Origin of the sequence: Bradyrhizobium sp. STM 3843 (assembly GCF_000239815.1) — a bacterium.
In the GTDB taxonomy this organism is placed as follows: Bacteria; Pseudomonadota; Alphaproteobacteria; order Rhizobiales; family Xanthobacteraceae; genus Bradyrhizobium.
In genome coordinates, this window is sequence record NZ_CAFK01000112.1 from 1 (window position 1) to 20,582 (window position 20,582).

The 20,582-nt window shown below is 65.6% G+C and carries 19 protein-coding genes and 1 tRNA gene; 11 read left to right on the forward strand and 9 right to left on the reverse strand.

Features of this window, described 5'->3' with window-relative positions:
* Nucleotides 1-118: 118 nt before the first annotated feature.
* Entirely contained in the window at nt 119-1,036 is a 918-nt protein-coding gene (locus BRAS3843_RS14435; RefSeq protein ID WP_008969663.1) for a LysR family transcriptional regulator, read from the reverse strand.
* A 121-nt stretch (nt 1,037-1,157) separates the two neighbouring features.
* Here BRAS3843_RS14435 and BRAS3843_RS14440 point away from each other — a divergent pair, with 121 nt between their 5' ends.
* Both BRAS3843_RS14440 and BRAS3843_RS14450 read left to right on the forward strand, forming a co-directional pair.
* Nucleotides 1,158-2,171: an aldo/keto reductase gene (locus BRAS3843_RS14440; RefSeq protein ID WP_008969664.1), complete on the forward strand. Its 1,014-nt coding sequence runs from the start codon at nt 1,158-1,160 to the stop codon at nt 2,169-2,171.
* Between the two features lie 299 nt (nt 2,172-2,470).
* Nucleotides 2,471-3,043 (forward strand): hypothetical protein, encoded by a 573-nt coding sequence (locus tag BRAS3843_RS14450; RefSeq protein WP_008969665.1) that lies wholly within the window; start codon nt 2,471-2,473, stop codon nt 3,041-3,043.
* Between the two features lie 52 nt (nt 3,044-3,095).
* On the opposite strand, the gene moeB is transcribed toward BRAS3843_RS14450, so the two are convergent.
* Nucleotides 3,096-3,896, reverse strand: a complete 801-nt coding sequence (gene moeB, locus BRAS3843_RS14455; RefSeq protein ID WP_008969666.1) for a molybdopterin-synthase adenylyltransferase MoeB — start codon at nt 3,894-3,896, stop codon at nt 3,096-3,098.
* A 123-nt stretch (nt 3,897-4,019) separates the two neighbouring features.
* On the opposite strand from moeB, the gene BRAS3843_RS14460 reads away from it, so the two are divergent.
* Both BRAS3843_RS14460 and BRAS3843_RS14465 read left to right on the forward strand, forming a co-directional pair.
* Nucleotides 4,020-5,387: a serine protease gene (locus tag BRAS3843_RS14460; RefSeq protein WP_008969667.1), complete on the forward strand. Its 1,368-nt coding sequence runs from the start codon at nt 4,020-4,022 to the stop codon at nt 5,385-5,387.
* A 501-nt stretch (nt 5,388-5,888) separates the two neighbouring features.
* Nucleotides 5,889-6,674 (forward strand): ParA family protein, encoded by a 786-nt coding sequence (locus tag BRAS3843_RS14465; RefSeq protein ID WP_008969668.1) that lies wholly within the window; start codon nt 5,889-5,891, stop codon nt 6,672-6,674.
* A gap of 138 nt (nt 6,675-6,812) precedes the next feature.
* Here BRAS3843_RS14465 and BRAS3843_RS14470 read toward each other — a convergent pair whose 3' ends face one another.
* Entirely contained in the window at nt 6,813-7,064 is a 252-nt protein-coding gene (locus BRAS3843_RS14470) for a hypothetical protein (RefSeq protein WP_008969669.1), read from the reverse strand.
* A gap of 104 nt (nt 7,065-7,168) precedes the next feature.
* The gene (gene mutM, locus BRAS3843_RS14475) at nt 7,169-8,050 is read right to left on the reverse strand and encodes a bifunctional DNA-formamidopyrimidine glycosylase/DNA-(apurinic or apyrimidinic site) lyase (protein WP_008969670.1); all 882 of its coding nucleotides are present in this window, start codon (nt 8,048-8,050) and stop codon (nt 7,169-7,171) included.
* Between the two features lie 91 nt (nt 8,051-8,141).
* Between mutM and ubiE the strand changes: the two genes are divergently transcribed.
* The 6 genes from ubiE to BRAS3843_RS14505 all read left to right on the forward strand — a co-directional run bounded on the left by ubiE (nt 8,142) and on the right by BRAS3843_RS14505 (nt 16,653).
* The gene (ubiE, locus tag BRAS3843_RS14480) at nt 8,142-8,903 is read left to right on the forward strand and encodes a bifunctional demethylmenaquinone methyltransferase/2-methoxy-6-polyprenyl-1,4-benzoquinol methylase UbiE (protein ID WP_008969671.1); all 762 of its coding nucleotides are present in this window, start codon (nt 8,142-8,144) and stop codon (nt 8,901-8,903) included.
* On the forward strand, nt 8,900-10,477 hold the full coding sequence (ubiB, locus tag BRAS3843_RS14485) for a 2-polyprenylphenol 6-hydroxylase (RefSeq protein ID WP_008969672.1): 1,578 nt from the start codon (nt 8,900-8,902) through the stop codon (nt 10,475-10,477). The genes ubiE and ubiB overlap by 4 nt, the downstream gene beginning before the upstream one ends.
* A gap of 72 nt (nt 10,478-10,549) precedes the next feature.
* Entirely contained in the window at nt 10,550-11,980 is a 1,431-nt protein-coding gene (coaBC, locus tag BRAS3843_RS14490; RefSeq protein ID WP_008969673.1) for a bifunctional phosphopantothenoylcysteine decarboxylase/phosphopantothenate--cysteine ligase CoaBC, read from the forward strand.
* On the forward strand, nt 11,977-12,435 hold the full coding sequence (dut, locus tag BRAS3843_RS14495; protein ID WP_008969674.1) for a dUTP diphosphatase: 459 nt from the start codon (nt 11,977-11,979) through the stop codon (nt 12,433-12,435). Before coaBC ends, dut begins: the two co-directional genes overlap by 4 nt.
* 190 nt (nt 12,436-12,625) lie before the next feature.
* Nucleotides 12,626-15,133, forward strand: a complete 2,508-nt coding sequence (locus tag BRAS3843_RS14500; protein ID WP_008969675.1) for a PAS domain-containing sensor histidine kinase — start codon at nt 12,626-12,628, stop codon at nt 15,131-15,133.
* Nucleotides 15,130-16,653, forward strand: coding sequence for a bifunctional tRNA (adenosine(37)-N6)-threonylcarbamoyltransferase complex ATPase subunit type 1 TsaE/phosphotransferase (locus BRAS3843_RS14505; protein WP_008969676.1), 1,524 nt, complete (start codon nt 15,130-15,132; stop codon nt 16,651-16,653). Before BRAS3843_RS14500 ends, BRAS3843_RS14505 begins: the two co-directional genes overlap by 4 nt.
* Nucleotide 16,654: 1 nt before the next feature.
* Here BRAS3843_RS14505 and folD read toward each other — a convergent pair whose 3' ends face one another.
* Genes folD through BRAS3843_RS14520 form a run of 3 tightly spaced genes read right to left on the reverse strand, consistent with a single transcriptional unit; the run spans nt 16,655 to nt 18,186 of the window.
* Entirely contained in the window at nt 16,655-17,539 is an 885-nt protein-coding gene (gene folD / locus BRAS3843_RS14510; protein WP_008969677.1) for a bifunctional methylenetetrahydrofolate dehydrogenase/methenyltetrahydrofolate cyclohydrolase FolD, read from the reverse strand.
* 22 nt (nt 17,540-17,561) lie between these two features.
* Entirely contained in the window at nt 17,562-17,921 is a 360-nt protein-coding gene (locus BRAS3843_RS14515; protein WP_083841366.1) for a DUF167 domain-containing protein, read from the reverse strand.
* Nucleotides 17,896-18,186 (reverse strand): YggT family protein, encoded by a 291-nt coding sequence (locus tag BRAS3843_RS14520; RefSeq protein ID WP_008969679.1) that lies wholly within the window; start codon nt 18,184-18,186, stop codon nt 17,896-17,898. Before BRAS3843_RS14520 ends, BRAS3843_RS14515 begins: the two co-directional genes overlap by 26 nt.
* 256 nt (nt 18,187-18,442) lie before the next feature.
* On the opposite strand from BRAS3843_RS14520, the gene BRAS3843_RS14525 reads away from it, so the two are divergent.
* Nucleotides 18,443-18,518: transfer RNA gene (locus tag BRAS3843_RS14525), tRNA-Ala, on the forward strand.
* A gap of 376 nt (nt 18,519-18,894) precedes the next feature.
* On the opposite strand, the gene BRAS3843_RS14530 is transcribed toward BRAS3843_RS14525, so the two are convergent.
* Together BRAS3843_RS14530 and BRAS3843_RS14535 are read right to left on the reverse strand one after the other, a co-directional pair.
* A complete protein-coding gene (locus BRAS3843_RS14530) occupies nt 18,895-19,704 on the reverse strand; it encodes a glutamine amidotransferase (protein ID WP_008969681.1) in 810 nt (269 codons plus the stop codon).
* Between the two features lie 81 nt (nt 19,705-19,785).
* On the reverse strand, nt 19,786-20,565 hold the full coding sequence (locus BRAS3843_RS14535) for an SDR family oxidoreductase (protein WP_035981737.1): 780 nt from the start codon (nt 20,563-20,565) through the stop codon (nt 19,786-19,788).
* Nucleotides 20,566-20,582: the final 17 nt, after the last annotated feature.

Here is a 20,582-nt window from a genome sequence, read left to right on the forward strand (position 1 = left end):
CAGGCGAGGACCCATAACCACCAGCAAAGGTGGTTGGGGCAAGCCGGAGCTGCAGCCGTCGCAACATCAGCTTCACGGATTATGGTCCCGGCGTTCGCCGCGACGACTTTGAGCAAAGTTAGACAGACTTCGTTTGCTGATCACGCTTCCGCCATTCCGCAACGAATGCGACGAAAGCCGCGAGCGCCGGCGGCGGCTGGCGCCGGCTCGGATAATATAGAAACGGTCCGGGAAACGGCGGGCACCAGTCTTCCAGCACGCTGACCAGCGCGCCCGCGGCGACGGCCTCGCGCACATAGCCGTCGAAGGTCGCCCAGTAGCCTACGCCGTCACATGCGGCGCGAAACGCAAGCCCCGAATAGATCGCGATCAGCTGCGCGGGCGGCGAGAGTTTGATCACATGGCCATCCTTCTCGAACTCCCAGTCCAGCATCGCTCCGGACGAAAACCGCGTACGAATGCAGGCATGCCGCAACAAATCGCGCGGATGCGCGGGGCGCCCGTGCCGAGCCACATATTGCGGTGAAGCAACGATGGCATAGCGCTGCTCGCCGCCGAGCGAGACCGCGATCATGTCCTGCGCCAGATGCTCACCGTAGCGGACGCCGGCATCGAAGCCGCCCCGCACGATATCGACGAAACCGCTGTCGGCCACGATCTCGAGCTCGATCCGGGGATGGGCGGCCAGGAACGGCGCCACCATCGGCGCCAGCACGAGATCGACCGCCGGCGGGGGCGCGTTGATCCGCAGCCGTCCGGCAGCGACCTCGTGCAAGCCGCGCACCTGGTCGATCGCGGCGCTGACCTCGCCGAGTGCCGGCCCGAGGCGCGCCAGCAGCAATTCACCGGCTTCGGTCAGCGCCAGGCTGCGCGTCGTCCGGTTCAGCAACCGCACCCCGAGCTGCTCCTCCAGGTCTTTGAGACGCTGGCTCAGGCTCGAGACGGCAACCCCCTGCTCGCGCGCCGCACGGCGGAAATTGCCGCTGCGGGCGACCGCGACGAAGGCCTGGAGATCGCGCAGGTCGGGCTCGCTCATTGTTCGCCAATCTGAACACTGCATTCGTAATTGTCCAGCTTATCGAACCAATGAAAAGGGCCGATATCCGCGTTGTCCAGGCGGCCCGCCGCGGCAGCCGTTTCAGCGAAGGAGAACAATCATGGAAACCCGTCAGCTCGGTGCGACTGGCCCCACAGTGTCCGCCATTGGTCTTGGCTGCATGGGCATGTCGGACTTTTATGGTCCGGCCGACCGGTCCGAGAGCATTGCGACCATCCACGCCGCGCTCGATGCCGGCATCACGCTGCTCGACACCGGCGATTTCTACGGCATGGGCCACAACGAAATGCTGATCCGCGAGGCGCTCGCCTCAGTCGGTCGGCACAACGTGCAGATCTCGGTGAAATTCGGCGCGCTGCGCGGCCCAGACAAGAGCTGGCTCGGCTATGACAGCCGTCCCGCAGCCATCCGCACTTTCCTGTCCTACTCGCTGCAGCGGCTCGGCGTCGAGGCGATCGACATCTATCGCCCGGCGCGGCTCGATCCCGCGGTGCCGATCGAGGACACCATCGGCGCGCTGGCCGAGCTGAAGCAAGCCGGCTACATCAAGCATATCGGCCTCTCCGAAGTCGGCTCCGAGACGATCCGCCGCGCCCACAAGGTGCATCCGATCTCCGATCTGCAGATCGAATACTCACTGATCTCGCGCGGCATCGAGAGCGACATCCTCAAGACCTGCCGCGAGCTCGGTATCGGCATCACCGCCTATGGCGTGCTGTCGCGCGGCCTGATCAGCGGCCACTGGTCGAAGGATCGCGCGGTCAGCGATTTCCGCAGCAGCGCCCCCCGCTTTTCCAGCGACAATCTCGGCAAGAACCTCGCCCTGGTCGAGACCTTGCGCGGGATCGCCGATGACATCGGCGCGTCTCCCGCGCAGGTCGCGATCGCCTGGGTCGCAGCGCAAGGCCAAGATCATGGCAACGATATCGTCCCGCTGGTCGGCGCCAGGCGTCGCGATCGCCTGTCGGAAGCGCTCGGCGCGCTCGACGTGAAGCTGACTGCGGAGCAACTCGCCGAGCTCGACAAGGCGTTTCCGCCCGGCATTGCGGCTGGCGCGCGCTATCAAGCCGCGCAGCTCGTGCACATGGACAGCGAAAGGACGGCGACGGCCTGACGCGTCGCGTCATCTCGCGGTGCGCTGGCACCGCTCTTGCTCCAGCGCATCTGGCCGGCGAGTGAGGGATTCGCCAAGCGCTCGCGGGATTCCAACAGATCGCGGTTCGCTGAGGAAGCTCATGGCCCTTTTGACACGACATTCGTAAACGCGGCTCTGAAAGCGAAGCGAATGACGGCGTCGGATCACCAGGAGCGAAATCGGCGGCCCGCGGGGCAGGAATTCAGACCGGCCGGCACCGGGCAAAAGGCGCCCATCGCGCCTTTCCTGCCCGGCAATTTTTTCATGAAGGGAAGACCATGATCGAAGCCGTCGGCTCTGCAACCTCGCGCACCAATCTTCGCTCGGCCAGCCAGGGCGCCAATAATGGCGACTTTGACAGCGCGCTTTCCTCGGGCGCGGACCAGTCGCCCGCTGCGACATCGCCTACATCGTCCCCCAGCGCAGCTTCGCCAACGGTCCTCGGCTCGGACTTGAGCCTGTTGTTCGCCAGCCCGCAGGAAGAACAGGCGTTCGCGAGCGACCTCTCGCGACGCCTTCAGGCGGCCGGCGTGGACACGTCACACGCCATCAATCTGACAGTCGGCAGCGATGGAGAGGTGAAAGCCGAGACCGGCACCAAGGACGCAGACAAGATCGATGCCGTGTTCGCCGCGGATCCCGCGTTTGCAAATGAGTATCGCAAGATCGCCAACACCGAACTCTCCAACGCCATCGGCAGGCAACTCGCCGACTACATGAAGACGAATTCCAACGGCCATGACGCGATATGGCAGGCTTACGCGAACAACATCGCGACCATCAAGGGCGAGGCAGGCGAGCTGTCGTTGAACGGCGGCACGCTGCAGGCGGCAGTGGATCTGAGCGCGTGAGGTGCAGGGCGCCCGATCTGCATCTCGGCGCCATGTTGGAGCGAAGAACCCGTCAGCGATGCGCGCTCAGATCGGCGATGACCGGACCATCGCCGTTGAGCGGGTTGCTCGGATCGCGGCTGTAGCGCAAGGTTTCGAAGCGCATGGTGCGCGCATCCAGCATCAGGAGCCGTCCCACCAAGCCCTCGCCGAAGCCGACGATCTCGCGAATGGCTTCCAGCGCCATCATCGAGCCCAACACGCCGGCCAGCGCGCCCATGACGCCTGCCTCGGCGCAGGCCGGCACGGTGCCGGGCGGCGGCGGTTCGGGAAACAGACACCGATAAGTCGGATTGAAAACGCCTTGCGCATTGGTCTCGTGTGCGCGGATCGTCGTCAGCGAGGCATCGAAGGTGCCGAGCGCGCCCGTGATCAAGGGCTTCTTGGCCAGGAAGCAGGCGTCCGACACCAGATAGCGCGTTTCGAAATTGTCGGAGCCATCGAGCACGAGATCGTAGCCGCCGATCAGATCGAGCGCGTTGTCGGCATTGAGCCAGGTGCGATGCGCAACGACATCGACATGCGGATTGAGCGCAGTGATCCGCTCGGCGGCGCTCTCGATTTTCGGCCGGCCGATATCAGGCGTCGCATGGATCACCTGGCGCTGCAGGTTGGAGAGCGAGACGACGTCGTCGTCGACGACGCCGAGCGTGCCGACCCCGGCGGCGGCGAGATACATCAGGGCCGGCGCACCGAGCCCGCCGGCGCCGATCACCAGCACCGAGGCCCGCTTCAGCGCGGCCTGCCCGGGCCCGCCGACGTCGCGCAGCACGATGTGGCGGGCGTAGCGCTCCAGTTCTTCCTCGCTCAGCATCGTCTGACCAGTCCCTCGCAGAATCCAGAACGGCGCGCCCATCACGTGCCTGAACCCAGGCTCGATTCGACCGACCAAGCAGATGTGGCTGGATTTTGCCGCCGCAAGAGCTTGGGATTTGTCATGAGACTGTCGGGCTGGGCAACATCGATCTCCGCAACCGTGCTGCTCTGCGGCGCGCCGGCGCTGGCGCAGATGACCCCGCCAGCTTCCACGGTCGCCAAACCCAAGACGGTCGCGACCGTGCCGGTGCGACCGGCCGTGCAGGCGCCGGCCGATACCGCCAATGCGATGGCCCAGGCCGAACGGCTCGCGCTGCAATCCGATCTCGCCTGGGTCGGGCAATACAACGGCGCTATCACCGGCGAGGCCAGTGATCGCATGGTCAATGCGGTCAAGGAGTATCAGAAGCTGAAAGGCGGCAAGCCGACCGGGGTGCTCAATCCGCAGGAGCGCAGCGTGCTCGCGGATAGCGCGCGGCGCAAACAGGAGAGCGTCGGCTGGAAAATCGTCACCGAGCCTGTGACGGGTGCACGTGTCGGAATTCCGACCAAGCTGGTGCCCCAGCAGGCCAGCGACGCCAACGGCTCCAAATGGAATTCGCCGACCGGAACCGTGCAAATCATCCTTGCGCGACGCAAGGAGGCGAATCCGACCACGGCAGCGCTGGCTGAGCGCGAGAAGACGGAGCCGGCCGGACGCGCGGTCGACTACACGGCGGTGAAGCTGGATTTCTTCGTGCTCTCGGGCCTGCAGGGCCAGCAGAAGTTCTACATCCGTGGCACCTCCAAGGGCGACGAGGTGCGCATTCTCACCATCCTCTACGACCAGACGATGGAGACCACGGTCGGGCCGGTGGTGATCGCGATGTCGAGCGCATTCAACGCGTTCCCCACACCCGCTGCATCGCCTCCGCCGCGGCGTATGGTCGACTATGGCACCGGCGTCGTAGTCAGCGCGGACGGTGCCGTCGTCACCGACCGCGAGGTCACCGACGGATGTCTGGCGATCACGATCGCGGGCATCGGCCATGCCGACCGCGTGGCCGAGGACAAGGAGCACGGCCTGGCGCTGTTGCGCGTCTATGGCGCGCGCGGGCTGATGCCGCTTAATCTCGCATCCGGCAGCGCCAAATCCGGCCTCGACATTATCGGCATCGCCGATCCGCAAAGTCAGGGCGGGGGTGCGGCGGTCAGCAGCATCAAGGCCCAGGCGGCCTCCGCCGGAGATGGCGAGGCTCCGCTGATGCCCGCATTGGGGCTCGGCTTTTCCGGCGCAGCAGCGCTCGATGCCAACAGCAAATTCGCAGGCCTTGCGCTTACGAAACAGACGACGGTCGCCGGCGCGACGACAACGGTTCCGAACCCGCAGGCCGTCTTGGTGCCTGGCGAGATCGTGCGCGCCTTCCTCGCCGGCAACGGCGTCAGCATCGATGGCAAGTCATCGGATGCCAGAGCCGCCACCCTGCGGGTGATCTGCGTGCGGAAATAGGCCGCGAATAGCTCCGGCGCGCACGCAGCTCTGGGCTCGGCAACTTTGGCCCACTTCGCTCAATCAGTAGTTGCGGCGCGCGTAGATCGGCACGCCGGATGAACTACGTTTACCCAAAATTAAGCAAGTCATTTTACAAAAAATTAGGAAGCTCTTGGCGTTGCGGAGCCTGTGGCCAGCGAAGACCAGATCATCGCGGCACGGCTTTTAAGGTCCCGAGCGCCCGATCGGCGGCGCGTTAAGCCGTTGGACCCCGACGCACCTTGCTATCAACTCAGAACGAGTCCTGCCGTAGTCAACCGGAATGTGAAGACATCACCGAGGCATGACATAGTTCGGTCAGTTTTGTTGGCGTGCTGATTCGGACCACCGCGATTCCAATTTCCTTTGGATCGGACCGGGACCGTCCTGAGCGAGAATAGCTCCGCATCGCGAGTTGCGCGGTGCAACTCAGCTGGCGTTCCCATCAAGTTCCGTCAACATCCGAAGGACTGTCTCCCGATGTATACGATCGTTCTGGCCACCCAGAAAGGCGGCAGCGGCAAGAGCACGCTGGCCATGGGCCTCGCCGTGGCCGCTCAAGAGGCCGGACACAATGTGCGCGTGATCGAGACCGACCGTCAGGGCACGTTGTCGAAATGGCAGGCCAGGCGCCATCAGGCCGAGCCCATCGTCGAAGCCGTGTACGACGCCAAGATGATCGAACAGCGCCTGGAGGCGCTCGCGCGCGGGGGTGTGACGGTCTGTATCATCGATACCGCGAGCGGCATCAACGCGGCGACGACGGCTGCGATCCGCCATTGCGATCTCTGCCTGATCCCGACCCGCCCGAGCGTCGCCGACATCGAAGCTACTGCACCAACGTTGAGCGTGGTGCGCGCCTGGCGCAAAGCGTTTGCCTTCGTGCTCAACCAGACGCCGATCCGCGGCGGCCATCGCGTCAGCGACGCCACCACGGCGCTCGACAACGACGCTCCGCGCGACATCGCCGAAGTGTTGGCACAGCCCTTCATCATGATGCGCAACGACCATCAGGATGCGCTTGCTGCCGGCCTCGGCGTCAACGAATTCGCGCCCGAAGGCAAATGCGCGCAGGAAATCCGCAGCCTGTGGCGCTGGACCCTCGGCAAGGTCGCCGGCGACCAGGTGGTGCAGGAGGCGAACGAGCTGATGGAGGTCCAATTCCCGATCCTGCTCCGGCCGACGGTCGAGGAGCACGAGGCCACCGCGGCGCGTGCCTATCCCACCTGGGCCGACAGCAACATCACCTGGGACACCGGATTATAGGATTCGCCTTCGCAAGGACCTCTCACGCGCTTCGCGTGAGATACGAGCAGCCCCGGCCCAGAACGGGCGCTCCCTCTGGCACTTCGGGTCCCGGAAGGTCGAGCGTCCGTTCTGGGTTATTTTTGCAGCTGCGGCGCATCAGCGATCGTCGAACAGCCATCGGCGCCAGGCGCGGGGCAAGAGATCGATGCCACGCGAATCGATCAGGCGGAAACGATCCGCCTGCGAGGGCTCACGCGCGTAGCGCAAAAGAAACAGCGCCATCATCGCGAGCCAGAAGCCCCAAAGACCATATTGGAGCGCTCGCCCCACGTCGGGAACACCGGTTCCCAGCGCGAGCACGATGATGAACGCGACAAAGACCAGCCATGCCGTCGGTCGAGCGCTCATAGCAACCTCCGCTTGACAGACCTGCAGGAGGATCTAGGGGCGGCGCAAGGAGATTCAATCGGCGCCCGGGCGACGAAGCCTGCGCGTCACCCATCCGCAATTCGTTATTTCTGGCACTTCGGGCACCAGAAGGTCGAGCGTCCGTTCTGGGTGAATCGCTTGACCACGCCGTCACAACCCCTGGTCCGGCAGGGCTGGCCTTCCCGATCATAGACCTGGAACGAATGCTGGAAGTAGCCGAGCTCACCGCTCGTCTGGCGATGGTCGCGCAATGACGATCCGCCGGCCTTGATCGCCTCGTTCAGCACCGCATGGATCGCCTCGACCAGTTTCTCGGCGCGCTCGGTGGGTTCGGCTTTCTTCGTGGCCAGCGTTGCCGCGAGCCGTCGCGGCGAGAGCTGCGCGCGAAACAGCGCCTCGCAGACATAGATATTGCCAAGCCCCGCCACCACCCGCTGGTCGAGCAGGGCGGCCTTCAGACTGGTCTTCTTGTTGGCGCACGACCGCGCCAGCATCGCCGCATCGAATTCGTTGCCGAGCGGCTCGGGCCCGAGGTCCTTCAGGAGCGGCTCGCCGTCCAGCGCGTTGCGCGGAATCACCTTCATGTAGCCGAAGCGGCGCGGATCGTTGAACACGATGTCGGCCCCGGACGACATGCGAAACACGACATGGTCGTGGCTTTCGTCCTTGCCGCGCGGATGATGAAATTCACCGGGCGTCGTCGCGTCATCCGGCTTGAGCACGCGAAACGAGCCGGACATGCCGAGATGCATCAAGAGCACGTCGCCGGAGCTGAGATCGGCCAGCAGATATTTGGCGCGGCGGCCGAGTCCCGTCACGGTTTGGCCGGTCAGTCGCGCGACGAAATCCTTCTGGAACGGAAACCGCAAATCCTTGCGCTTGGTCTCCGCAACCACGATCCTTGCCCCCTCCATCACCGGCTGCAGGCCGCGGCGGACGGTTTCGACTTCAGGCAGTTCAGGCAATCAATTCACCTCTGTCGCCATTCACCTTATCGAAGTGACGTGATAGCGCCATTGTAACGGGCACGCTATGGTCCCGTATCGGAGTAGGGTGATGGATCGGCCGGACCAAACCACGCATTTCGGCTTCAGGGATGTGCCCCTGGGCGAGAAGCAGACGTTGGTAAACGACGTATTTCACAGCGTGGCGTCCCGCTACGACCTGATGAACGACCTGATGTCGGGCGGACTGCACCGGGTATGGAAGGACATCATGATCAACGCGCTGAGCCCGCCGAAGGGCGATCAGCCGTTCGCGCTGCTCGACGTCGCCGGCGGCACCGGCGACATCTCATTCCGGGCAGCCAAAACGGCGGGCTCGGGCTTCCACGCCACCGTCTGCGACATCAATACCGACATGCTCGAGGTCGGACGCCAGCGCGCGCTCAAGCAATATCTCGAGGACAAGGTCTCCTTCGTCGAGGGCAATGCGGAGGCGCTTGCCTTCCCGGACCGCTCGTTCGACGCCTATACGATCGCCTTCGGCATCCGCAACGTGCCGCAAATCGATCTCGCTCTGCGCGAAGCCTATCGCGTCCTGAAGCATGGCGGGCGCTTCCTCTGCCTGGAGTTCTCGACTGTCCAGGTGCCCGGCCTCGACCGGCTCTACGACCTGTTCTCCTTCAACGTGATCCCGCAGCTCGGCCGCGCGGTGACCGGCGATGCCGAGTCCTACCGCTATCTGGTCGAGTCGATCCGCAAGTTTCCAAACCCCAGCCTGTTTGGTGAGATGATCTCCAACGCAGGCTTCTCCCGCGTCTCCTGGCGGATCCTCTCCGGCGGCATCGTCGCGCTCCATTCCGGTTGGCGTTTGTGATCTCTGCATCTGTCCACATCCTGCGGCTCACCCGGGCCGCCTTCGTATTCGCGCGCGAGGGCGTGTTCGGCGTGGTCGATCCGGTCCTGGTCGCGCCACCTGGTCAATGGGCGCTGAAGCTCGCCCGCCTGGTCGAGCGGCACGGTGCCAAATCCGGCCCGCGGCTGTCGCGGGCGCTGGAGCGCATGGGCCCGGCCTATCTGAAGCTCGGCCAATTCCTGGCAACCCGGCCCGACGTCGTCGGCGTGGTCCTGGCGCGCGACCTGGAAGCGCTGCAGGACCGGCTGCCGCCGTTTTCGCAGATCGAGGCGGAAGTGGTGATCGCGACCGCGCTCGAGCGCCCGATTCACCAGGTGTTCTGCCAATTCGGCCCGCCGGTTGCCGCAGCGTCGATCGCACAGGTTCACCGCGGCGAGGTCGAACGCGACGGCATCCGCACGCCGGTCGCGGTCAAGGTGCTCAGGCCCAATGTGGCGTCGCGCTTCCGCCGCGACCTCGCCGACTTCTTCTTCGTCGCCGAGAAGGCCGAGGCGCATTCGCCCGAAGCGCGCCGGCTCCGGCTGATCGAGGTCATCAACACCATGTCGCGCTCAGTCGCGATGGAGATGGATCTCCGCCTCGAAGCGGCCGCGCTCTCTGAGATGGCGGAGAACACCAAAGACGATCCGGACTTCCGTGTACCGACCGTCGACTGGGACCGCACCGCGCACAATGTGCTCACGATGGAATGGATCGACGGCATCGCGCTGAACGACCGGGCGCGGCTGGAGGCGGCCGGTGTCGATCTGCCCGATCTGGGCCGCAAGGTGATCCAGAGCTTTCTCCGCCATGCGCTGCGCGACGGCTTCTTCCATGCCGACATGCATCCCGGCAACCTGTTCCTCGACAAGGAGGGCCGGCTGGTCGCGGTCGATTTCGGCATCATGGGCCGGCTCGGCCTGAAGGAGCGGCGCTTCCTCGCCGAGATCCTGCTCGGCTTCATCACCCGCGACTATCGCCGCGTGGCCGAGGTGCATTTCGAGGCCGGCTATGTGCCGCCACACCACTCGGTGGAGAATTTCGCCCAAGCCATCCGTGCCATCGGTGAGCCGATCCACAATCGCACCGCCGAAGAGATCTCGATGGCCAAGCTGCTCACGCTGCTGCTCGAGGTCACCGGCCTGTTCGACATGCGTACCCGCCCGGAGCTCATCCTGCTGCAGAAGACCATGGTCGTGGTCGAGGGCGTCGCGCGCGGCTTCGACCCCAGGCTCGACATCTGGAAAGTCGCCGACCCGGTGGTGCGCGAATGGATCGAGCGCAATCTGGGGCCGATCGGCCGCATCCAGAGCGCGGCCTCCGGGGTCGGCGATCTGGCGCGGCTGGCATCGACGTTGCCGGAGCTGGCCTACCGCGCCGCCTCCGTGCTGGAGCATTTCGAGATCATGACCCGCGACGGCCTGCGGCTCTCACCGGAGTCGATCGCCGCCATGGGCCGCACCGAGGGCAAGAAGAGCCGCTGGCGCGCCATCGCACTGTGGATCATCGCCGCCACCTTCATCGGCATCCTGATCGCGGTCCTGAGATTGGCCTAGCACAAACGATTGCAATGCAATCACACTGTGATAGCATTGCAATCATAAGCATGGTGCTTCCGGGAGGCCGCGATGGCCAGCCTGACCATCCGCAAGCTCGATGACGCGCTAAAAACCTATCTTCGGCTGCGCTCGGCGCAGAATGGCCGCTCGGTCGAGGAAGAGGTTCGCGTGATCCTGCGCGGCCTGATCGAACCGGTCGATCCGGCCGACCAACGCGCCACTCCGCCACCGTCAGATTCCCCGGAACCTGCGCCCGCCGCCCTGCCCGGCGCCGCGCGAGAGCCTCGCATCACCCTGATCATCGGCGGCGGCATCGCCGCGTACAAATCGCTCGACCTGATCCGGCGGCTGAAGGAGCGGCACATCAAGGTCCGCTGCGTGCTGACCAAGGCCGCGACGCAATTCATCACCGAATTGTCGGCCAGCGCGCTGTCCGGCGAGCGCGTCTTCACCGACCTGTTCGATCCCCGCAGCGAATTCGATGCCGGTCACATCCGCCTCGCGCGCGACTGCGACCTGATCGTGGTGGCACCGGCAACCGCCGACCTGATGTCCAAGATCGCACATGGCGCGGCCGACGATCTCGCCAGCGCGATCCTGCTTGCGGCGAGCCGACCGATCCTGCTCGCGCCGGCCATGAACCCCATGATGTGGAGCAATCCGGCGACGCGACGGAATGCAGCGGCGCTGCAGCGCGACGGCATCCATATGGTCGGGCCGAATGCGGGCGAGATGGCGGAAGCGGGCGAGGCCGGCGTCGGCCGCATGGCCGAACCGCTGGAGATCGCCGATGTCGTCATGCGCATGCTGAGGCCGGCCGCGCCGCGACCGCTGGCCGGCAAGCGCGTGCTGGTCACCGCAGGCCCGACCCACGAGCCCATCGATCCGGTGCGCTACATCGCCAACCGTTCCTCCGGCAAGCAGGGCTACGCGATCGCTGCCGCCGCCCAGGCTGCCGGCGCCGATGTGCGGCTGATTTCAGGGCCGGTGGAAATCGATGCGCCGAAGGGCGTGACGGTGACGCATGTCGAGTCCGCGCGACAGATGCTGCAGGCGGTGGAAGCCGTGCTGCCGGCCGACGTTGCGATCTTCGCGGCCGCCGTGGCCGACTGGCGCGTCGCGAACGAAGGCGGCCAGAAGCTGAAAAAGACCACCGCCGCGATGCCGCCGCTGCAGCTGGTCGAGAATCCCGACATTCTCGCCACCATCTCCCACCTGTCGGAGAACCGGCCGCCGCTGGTGGTTGGCTTCGCTGCCGAGACCGAACATCTGATCGAGAACGCAAGAGCGAAGCTCGCGCGCAAGGGCTGCGACTGGATCGTCGCCAATGACGTGTCGCCGGCAACCGGCGTGATGGGCGGCGATCGCAACACCGTGCACCTCTTGACCCGCGACGGCGCCGGCATCCATGTTGACTCCTGGCCGATCATGACCAAGGACGAGGTCGCAACCGCATTGGTTGCCGAGATCGCCAAAGCCGTAGGAACCACGCCACCGTGACCAGCACCATCGCCATCGATGTCGAAATCCTGCCGCATGGCGAAGGTCTGATGCTGCCGACCTATCAGACCGCGCATGCCGCGGGCCTCGACCTGCTGGCTGCGGTTCCCGATGCCGAGCCGCTCGTGCTCGCGGCCGGCCGCCATGCGATGGTGCCGACCGGCCTCCGCATCGCGTTGCCGGAAGGCTATGAGGCGCAGGTGCGGCCGCGCTCGGGGCTCGCCGCACGCCATGGCGTCACCGTGCTGAATTCACCAGGCACGGTCGATGCCGATTATCGCGGCGAGATCTGCGTGCTCCTGATCAATCATGGTGAGGAGCCGTTCACGATTCGCCGCGGCGAGCGGATCGCGCAAATGGTGATCGCGCAGGTCGCGCGCGCCGAGCTCGTCGTTACGGCATCGCTGTCGACGACCGCGCGCGGGCAGGGCGGCTTCGGCTCGACGGGCCGTTAATCCACGGGCATTGCGCGCAATTTCGTTTGTCCACAAACACATGCGGCGCATTTTCCTCAGGCCATATTGCCGTTCACGGTCTGGACTCTTACCGCTGGAGTCCCGAAGCGGGTATTGTTGATTGATTCGCGAAACGGCGCGATCGACGCGATCGGCGCCGCGCGGAATTTCGTGCGGTTTTGGGGCAAAGATGTCAGGCGTGATCGTGGTGATGCGTCGGACGCTGCTGTCGTGCACGTCTCTCGCGCGCGTCGGGCCCTTGGGCCTGGCAGCGGCCGCGCTTGCGCCGGCCGAGCCAGCCTTGGCTGGCGACGGCATGCCGATCAACGTCGTCGCAAACCTCGTCGAGCTAAGCCGGCAGGACGCCGCGGTGGTCGCAGCGGCGCTGGCGCTGCTCGGCTTCTCCGTGGTGGCCGCAATCGCGTTGGTGCGCACGCGAATCCACGCCGGGCGGAAAGAGGCGCGGCTGCGCGCCGACATCGCCCAGCTGCAGCTGCGGGCTGACCGCTATCGCGCCTTGCTGTTTGCCGAGCCACAGATCCTGATCTCATGGCCGGCCGGCGGCCATCGCCCGCAGATTTCCGGCGACACCTCGCTGCTGGTCCCGCCCGACCAGCCGCAACGCATTCTCGCTTTCGGCACCTGGCTGCCGGCCGAGCCGGCGCTCGAGCTCGACCGCGCCGTCGATTCGCTGCGTGAGATCGGCGAGAGCTTCCTGGTGCAGCTGACCACCACGCACGGCCACGTGGTCGAAGTGATGGGTCGCGCGATCGGCGGCCAGGCGATCGTGCGCATCCGTGAGCTCGCCGGGCTGCGCCGCGAATTCGCCGAGACGCAGCTCCGGCTGAAGGCGCTGTTCGAAGAGACCGAGCTGCTCCGCGGTCTGGCCGCAGCGCTGCCCTGGCCGGTCTGGGCCAAGCAGGCCGGTGGCGCCCTGCTCTATGCCAACCCGGCCTATGCGCGCGCCATCGAGGCCAAAGACGTTCCCGATGCGATCAACCGCAACCTCGAACTGCTCGACAGCGACGATCGTGCCGAGATGCAGCGGGCGCTCGGAAGCTCCGGCAGCTTCGGCGCACGGCTGCCGATCGTCACCGGCGGCGAGCGACGCATCTACGACGTCCGCGCCTTCACGCTCCCTGGCGGCAACGCCGGCATCGCGGTCGATGCCAGCGAGGCGGAGGAGCTGCGCGCGGCGCTGGTGCGCATGGCGGATGCGCACCGGCGCACGCTCGACCAGCTCTCCTCCGGAGTCGCGGTCTTCGACGGCCAGCGGCGGCTCGCCTTCTACAACGATTCCTATCGCCGGCTGTGGGATCTCGAGACCAGCTTCCTCGACAGCCAGCCGGACGATTCCAATGTGCTCGACCGGCTGCGCGCCGCCCGCAAGCTGCCGGAACAGGCCGACTTTCGCGCCTGGAAGGCCAAGCTGCATGAAGCCTATCGTGCCGTCGAGACCGCCAAGGACACCTGGTTCCTGCCCAACGGCCGCGCGCTCTCCGTCGTCACCACACCCAACCCCGAAGGCGGGGTCACCTACCTGTTCGACGATGTCACCGAGAGCTTCGACCTTGCCCGCCGCTATGACGGCCTGATCCGGGTTCAGCGCGAAACGCTGGACAGCCTCGCCGAGGGCGTCGCCGTGTTCGGCAGCAACGGCCGTATCGAGCTGTTCAATCCGGCTTTCGCCAAGATGTGGCGGCTCGCGGCCGAAGCCTTGCGCGAGCGGCCGCATATCGACACCGTGGAAGCCTGGTGCCGGCCGCTCTATGACGACGTCACTGACTGGCGCAGCCTGCGCGAGGCCATCACCGGTATCGAGAACCGCCGCGACCTGGCGCTGAAGCTCGAGCGCAAGGACGGCAGCGTCCTGGACTGCATGAGCCGGCCCTTGCCGGACGGCGCCACCATGCTAACCTTCCAGGACATTACCGATACGGAGAATGTCGAGCGTGCGCTCCGCGAGAGCAACGAGGCGCTGGAAGCGGCCGGCCAGATGAAGATCGACTTCGTGCACCACGTCTCCTACGAGCTGCGCGCGCCGCTGACCACGATCATCGGCTTCGCGCATTTCCTCTCCGATCCCTCGACCGGGCCGCTGACGCCGAAGCAGGCCGAATATCTCGACTACGTCACCAAATCGACCAACGCACTGCTGGCGCTGACCAACAACATTCTCGATCTTGCCACCATCGACGCCGGCGCCATGAAACTGGAGCTCGGCCCGGTCGACGCGGCGAAGGCGATCGCCGCCGCCGCGGAGGGCGTGCAGGATCGGCTCGCCACCGACCGCATCCGCCTCAAGGTCGAGGTCGCTCCCGATGTCGGCTCCTTCATCGGTGACGAACGCCGCGTGGTGCAAGTGCTCTACAATCTGCTCGCCAACGCGGTCGGCTTCTCGCCACCTGACACACTGGTAGTCGTCAGCGCACGGCGGACCGATCACAGCGTCAGCTTCGCAGTGACGGATTCCGGTCCCGGCATTCCGCCCGAGGTGAAGGACAGGGTGTTCGAATGGTTCGAAAGCCATTCGCAGGGCTCACGGCATCGCGGCGCCGGCCTTGGGCTGTCGCTGGTGCGCTCCTTCGTCGAGCTGCATGGCGGCAAGGTGCGGATGGATTCGGTGGTCGGCAAGGGCACCACGGTGACCTGCGATTTCCCGACCGACCAGATCGCGCAGCGTAACGCCGCGGAATGACCGACAGGACCACATTCACCGTTGCGCTGGCGGACGAGACCGCAACGGCGAGCCTGATGGCCGATCTCGCGCTCCTGATCGGCCCGGGCGATCTGATCACCCTCTCCGGCGACCTCGGGGCCGGCAAAACCGCCGCTGCGCGGGCGATGATCCGCTATCTCGCCGGCGACGGCGAGCTTGAGGTGCCGAGCCCGACTTTCACCCTGGCACAAAGCTACGACCTGCCGTCATTTGCGCTGGTTCATGCGGATCTCTACCGGATCAGCGATCCGTCCGAACTCGAGGAGATAGGGCTGGCGCCGCTGCCCGAGGCCACGGTGGTGCTGATCGAATGGCCGGAGCGGGCCAACGGCAGCTTGCCGCGAGAGCGACTGGACATCGCCTTCCGCCATGACAGCACCAAGGGCGACACCGCGCGCAGCGCTGAGATTACAGGCTACGGCAAGTCCGCCGCGATCGTCGCCCGCCTGCAGGCGCTGCGGCAATTTCTCACCGAAGCCGGCCACGCCCAGTCGCGACGCCAGCGCATGGCCGGGGACGCATCGATCCGTTCCTATGCGCGGCTGTTCAAGGGCGAGCGCGCCTTCATCCTGATGAATTCGCCGAAACGGCCCGACGGTCCTGCGATCTATGACGGCAAGTCCTACAGCGCCGCCGTGCATCTGGCCGAAGACGTCCGCCCCTTCGTCGCGATCGCCGGGAGCTTGCGCGCGCGCGGCATCTCCGCGCCCAGGATCAACGATGCCGATCTCGAGCATGGTTTTCTGATCACCGAGGATCTCGGCAACGACGGCGTCGTCGCGGGCGCGCCGCCGCAGCCGATCCTCGAACGCTACGAGGCTGCGACTGATCTCCTGGCGAAGCTGCACGGCGAGGACACGCCGGGCGTGCTGCCGCTGGCGCCGCAGGTCACCTACACGATTCCGATCTTCGACATCGAGGCCATGCTGATCGAGATCGGCTTGATGCTGGAATGGTATCTGCCCGACCGCGACGTGCAGCCGTCAGATGATTTGCGCACCGCCTTCATGACGATGTGGCGGGAGCGTCTCGCAGAGCCGCTTGCGGCCAAGCGGACCTGGGTGCTGCGCGACTATCACTCGCCCAATCTGCTGTGGCTAGCGAGCCGCGAAGGCACTGCGCGGGTCGGCGTGATCGATTTCCAGGACGCGATGATGGGGCCTGCGGCCTATGACCTCGTGTCGCTGCTGCAGGACGCACGTGTCGATGTGCCCGAAGAGATCGAGCAGGTCCTGCTGGCGCGCTATATCGCCGCGCGCGAGGCCGCTGACGAGAGCTTCGATGCGCAGGCGTTCCGCGCGGACTACGCAGTCATGTCGGCGCAACGCAACACCCGCCTGCTCGGCACCTTCGCCCGGCTCAACCGCCGCGACGGCAAGCCGCATTATCTGAAGCACCAGCCGCGGATCTGGACGTATCTCTCCCGCGCGCTCGCACATCCGGCGCTGTCGCCGTTGCGTGACTGGTACGCGGCCAACGTGCCGCCGCCGCTGTCCTGAGCTACACCGCCGGCGCAGGCAGGCCGGCGATCGCGCAGGCCGCGCGCAGCGTATTGACCAGCAGGCAGGTGACCGTCATCGGGCCGACCCCGCCCGGCACCGGCGTGATCGCACCGGCAACTTCAGAGACTTCGGCGAATGCGACGTCGCCGACTAGCCTGGTCTTGCCCTCGGCTGTCGGAATCCGGTTGATGCCGACGTCAATCACCGTCGCACCCGGCTTGATCCAGTCGCGCTTGACCATCTCGGGGCGGCCGACCGCGGCATAGACCAAGTCGGCGCGCGCGGTGATTTCAGGCAGATTGCGGGACCGCGAATGCGCGATGGTCACCGTGGCATTCTCGTTGAGCAGCAATTGCACCAGCGGCCGGCCGACCAAATTGGAGCGGCCGATCACGATCGCGTTCATGCCTTCAAGTGACGCGTGCACGGTTTTGCTCAGGATGATGCAGCCGAGCGGCGTGCAGGGCGACAGCGCGGACAAGCCGCCGGCGAGCCGGCCGGCATTGTGCGGATGCAGGCCATCGACATCCTTGGCCGGATCGATCGCATTGACGACGGCTTCCGTCACCAATCCCCTGGGCAGCGGCAGCTGCACCAGGATGCCGTGCACGGCGGGATCGCGGTTGAGCTTACCGATCAGCGCCAACAGGGTGTCCTGCGACACGTCGGCAGGCAGCTTGTGCTCGAACGAGGCCATGCCGGCGGCCTGCGTCTGCGTGTGCTTGCTGCGGACATAGAGCTCGCTCGCGGCGTCGTTGCCGACCAGCACCACGGCCAGACCCGGCGTCAGGCCATGGTCGCGCTTGACGCGTTCGACCTCGCCCGCCACCCGCGCGCGCAGATCCGCGGCAATCGCCTTTCCGTCAATGATCTGCGCGGTCATCTGTCGTCCTTTGCGATGAGGGCTATTTCGTCGGCTTATTCGCCGAAGTGACAGCGCGCAAGGCCTGATCCAGCGCAACCGGATCGCCTGAGATTGCCACCTGCTTCAGCCGCGATGTCGCCCCTGATGTCAGCTGCACCGCAGCCTTGGGCACACGAAGCGATTTGGCCAGAAGCTCAGTGACCGCACGGTTGGCCTCACCAGCATCAGCGACGGCGCGCACCCGCACCTTCAGGACGCTGCGGCCGTCGGACAAGGTCTCGACGCCGTCGATCGCGTCGCGACCGCCGCGCGGCGTGACCCGCAGCGCCAAGCTCAATCCGCCGGCAGCCGCGCGCCAGGGAACAGGCGAAGGATCAGAAGACGACGGGGTAGATGTAATAGGTGATCACCCGCTGGAGGAACATGATGATCAGGATCACGATAATCGGCGAGATGTCGAGCCCGCCGAGGTTCGGCAGCATGGAACGGATCGGGGCCAGCACCGGCTCGGTGATTCGGTACAGGAACTCGGCGACCGCCGCCACGAACTGGTTGCGCGTATTGACGACGTTGAAGGCGATCAGCCAGGACAGGATGGCCGACGCGATCAGGAGCCAGACATAGAGATCCAGAACGATCAGAATGATGTCGAGAACGGCACGCATGCGGGATGACTCGGGGGCTCGGTCGCGGATTCGACCTTGGTTGAGGCTAGATATCGGTTCCGCCCTGCACAAACAAGGGAAGCCGCCCGTCAAGGATAATGAGCGATGTGACGTTCTTGACTTGCCCGGGGCTCGGACTGTAAATGGCCCGACTTGCCGGTCGCCATCCCAATCATCTGCAGCGACCGACATATGATTCGGACATTGCTCGCGGTTTTCGGCTGGCGGTGTCCTGGTCAAATCATGACAAGCTCATGGGGCCATAGCTCAGCTGGGAGAGCGCATCGTTCGCAATGATGAGGTCGGCGGTTCGATCCCGCCTGGCTCCACCAGCCTTCGCTGGCTTCGCCAGCTTCGGCTCGGCAAGCCTTTCGCAGCCGAGCCTTTCGTAGCGAAGGCTGTCGCGCCGTAGCCCACCGGGCGAAGGCAGACCTAAGCTGCACAATCGGATCGCAGGCAGCTCCACCGGAGTAGGCTACGCGTGGCACGGCCACGCAAGAGCCTGAAGGGCGAAGCGTGGTGCCCGGCGAAGCCCAACGGGCGAAGACGGGCCGACAATCAAATCTACTTCCGGCGTCCGCTTCGGCCACATCTCCTCATCCTGAGGAGCTTGCGCATGCAAGCGTCTCGAAGGATGAGGCCGAGATCTGGGCTTCATGGTTCGAGACGGCGCTGCTGCGCCTCCTCACCATGAGGGGCACCTTCCCCCTACTCCGCTGCCTCCGCCATCATTTGCATCGGCTCGCGCTTGAGCCACCCCTCGATGAAGTGCGTCAGCCAGGCGCGCTCGGCGAGGTCGTGCACGGCGCGGCCTTCGAAATGGTGATGCCGCGGCCGCGCACCCGGCGTGGCCAGCCGGTCATGGCCGCGGGTGGTCCAGCGGCACATCATGGCGTAGGTCACATCGGGATGAAACTGGAGGCCGAAGGCATTGTCGTAGCGGAATGCCTGGATCGGGAAATCATCGCCCTCGGCCAGCAGCTCGGCGCCTGACGGAAGCCCAAAGCCTTCGCGATGCCAATGATAGACGTGGTCCGGCCAATGCGGGCACAGCTTGCGGCCGATCCGTGTCGGCCGGATCGGATAATAGCCGATTTCGGCGCGACCTTGCGGATGCGGCGCCACGCGCGCCCCGCATTGCTTCGCCAGCATCTGCGCCCCCAGGCAGATGCCGAGGAACGGCCGCTGCTCGCGAAGCGGTATTTCGATCCAGTCGATTTCGCGGCAGACGAACTCATCCGGGTCATTCGCACTCATCGGACCGCCGAAAATGACGGCACCCGCGTGCTCATCCAAGGTCTCCGGCAAGGCATCGCCGAAGCGCGGCCGGCGGATATCCAGCGCATGGCCGAGCGCGCGCAGCGCGTTGCCGACCCGACCAGGACTTGAGCTTTCCTGATGGAGAACCACGAGGACCGGCCGCTTCGGCACACGTGCGGTGCCTGAGGTCGGAAAAAGCTGCCGAATGTCGGCCTGGGCGGCCCCGTTCGGCTGGAGCGAAGGGTTTTGCCTGAGCATCACCTGTTGATCGTAGCTAAGCAGAGGTTAATGGCGCGTGAGCAAGCGCATTTTTTAAAGCAAACCCCGGGCCAGACCGGATCAACTTCGCTTTAGCTGCAGGCGACCGACCGCCGCCAGGATGAAGCCGCGCGGGAACCAGCGCAGCATGAAAGGCACGATCTTGATGCCGATGCCCGGCAGGACCACGCGCTTGTCCGCCATCAGTCCGCGATAGGCGGCTTCCGCCACCGCCCGAGGCGGGACGTTGAGGATCGCCGAATCGATCCCAGGCGTGAAGCCGGCGCGGGCCTGGAATTCTGACGGCACCGGGCCCGGACAGAGCACGGTGACGCGGACACCTTGGCGGCTCAGCTCCTGGCGCAGCGCCTCCGTGAAGGAAATCACATAGGCCTTGGAGGCGTAATACACGGCCATCCCCGGCCCCGGCAGGTAGCCTGCAACAGAGCCGACATTGAGAATGCCGCCGCGATTCCTGATCAATTGATCGGCAAACCGCAGCGACAGGTCGGTGAGTGCGCGGATGTTGACGGCGATCATGTCGAGCTGCTCGGTGCGGTCGAGCTGGATCGCCTTGCCGAACAGACCGAAGCCGGCATTGTTGACCAGGTGATCAAGCTCGACGCCTGCGGCCGCCAAGCTTGCAGCAATGTGGTCGCCAGCGTCCCGCGCGGTGAGATCACAGGGAATGATGATCGGCGCCGGTCCACCCTTGGCGGTGATCTCGCGCGCCAGTGCCGCAAGCCGGTCCTCGCGCCGCGCCGTCAGAGCGAGCCGGTGCCCGTTCGCGGCGAAGACGCGGGCCAATTCGGCGCCGATGCCTGCGGAGGCGCCGGTCACGAGGGTCACACGTTCACTCACGACATAAAGCTCTTAGA

Coding starts and splice junctions, on each gene's coding strand:
- BRAS3843_RS14435 (WP_008969663.1), bottom strand. CDS start 1,036: ATGAGCGAGCCCGACCTGCGCGATCTCCAGGCCTTCGTCGCGGTCGCC.
- BRAS3843_RS14440 (WP_008969664.1), top strand. CDS start 1,158: ATGGAAACCCGTCAGCTCGGTGCGACTGGCCCCACAGTGTCCGCCATT.
- BRAS3843_RS14450 (WP_008969665.1), top strand. CDS start 2,471: ATGATCGAAGCCGTCGGCTCTGCAACCTCGCGCACCAATCTTCGCTCG.
- moeB (WP_008969666.1), bottom strand. CDS start 3,896: ATGCTGAGCGAGGAAGAACTGGAGCGCTACGCCCGCCACATCGTGCTG.
- BRAS3843_RS14460 (WP_008969667.1), top strand. CDS start 4,020: ATGAGACTGTCGGGCTGGGCAACATCGATCTCCGCAACCGTGCTGCTC.
- BRAS3843_RS14465 (WP_008969668.1), top strand. CDS start 5,889: ATGTATACGATCGTTCTGGCCACCCAGAAAGGCGGCAGCGGCAAGAGC.
- BRAS3843_RS14470 (WP_008969669.1), bottom strand. CDS start 7,064: ATGAGCGCTCGACCGACGGCATGGCTGGTCTTTGTCGCGTTCATCATC.
- ubiE (WP_008969671.1), top strand. CDS start 8,142: ATGGATCGGCCGGACCAAACCACGCATTTCGGCTTCAGGGATGTGCCC.
- coaBC (WP_008969673.1), top strand. CDS start 10,550: ATGGCCAGCCTGACCATCCGCAAGCTCGATGACGCGCTAAAAACCTAT.
- BRAS3843_RS14500 (WP_008969675.1), top strand. CDS start 12,626: ATGTCAGGCGTGATCGTGGTGATGCGTCGGACGCTGCTGTCGTGCACG.
- BRAS3843_RS14505 (WP_008969676.1), top strand. CDS start 15,130: ATGACCGACAGGACCACATTCACCGTTGCGCTGGCGGACGAGACCGCA.
- folD (WP_008969677.1), bottom strand. CDS start 17,539: ATGACCGCGCAGATCATTGACGGAAAGGCGATTGCCGCGGATCTGCGC.
- BRAS3843_RS14520 (WP_008969679.1), bottom strand. CDS start 18,186: ATGCGTGCCGTTCTCGACATCATTCTGATCGTTCTGGATCTCTATGTC.
- BRAS3843_RS14530 (WP_008969681.1), bottom strand. CDS start 19,704: ATGCTCAGGCAAAACCCTTCGCTCCAGCCGAACGGGGCCGCCCAGGCC.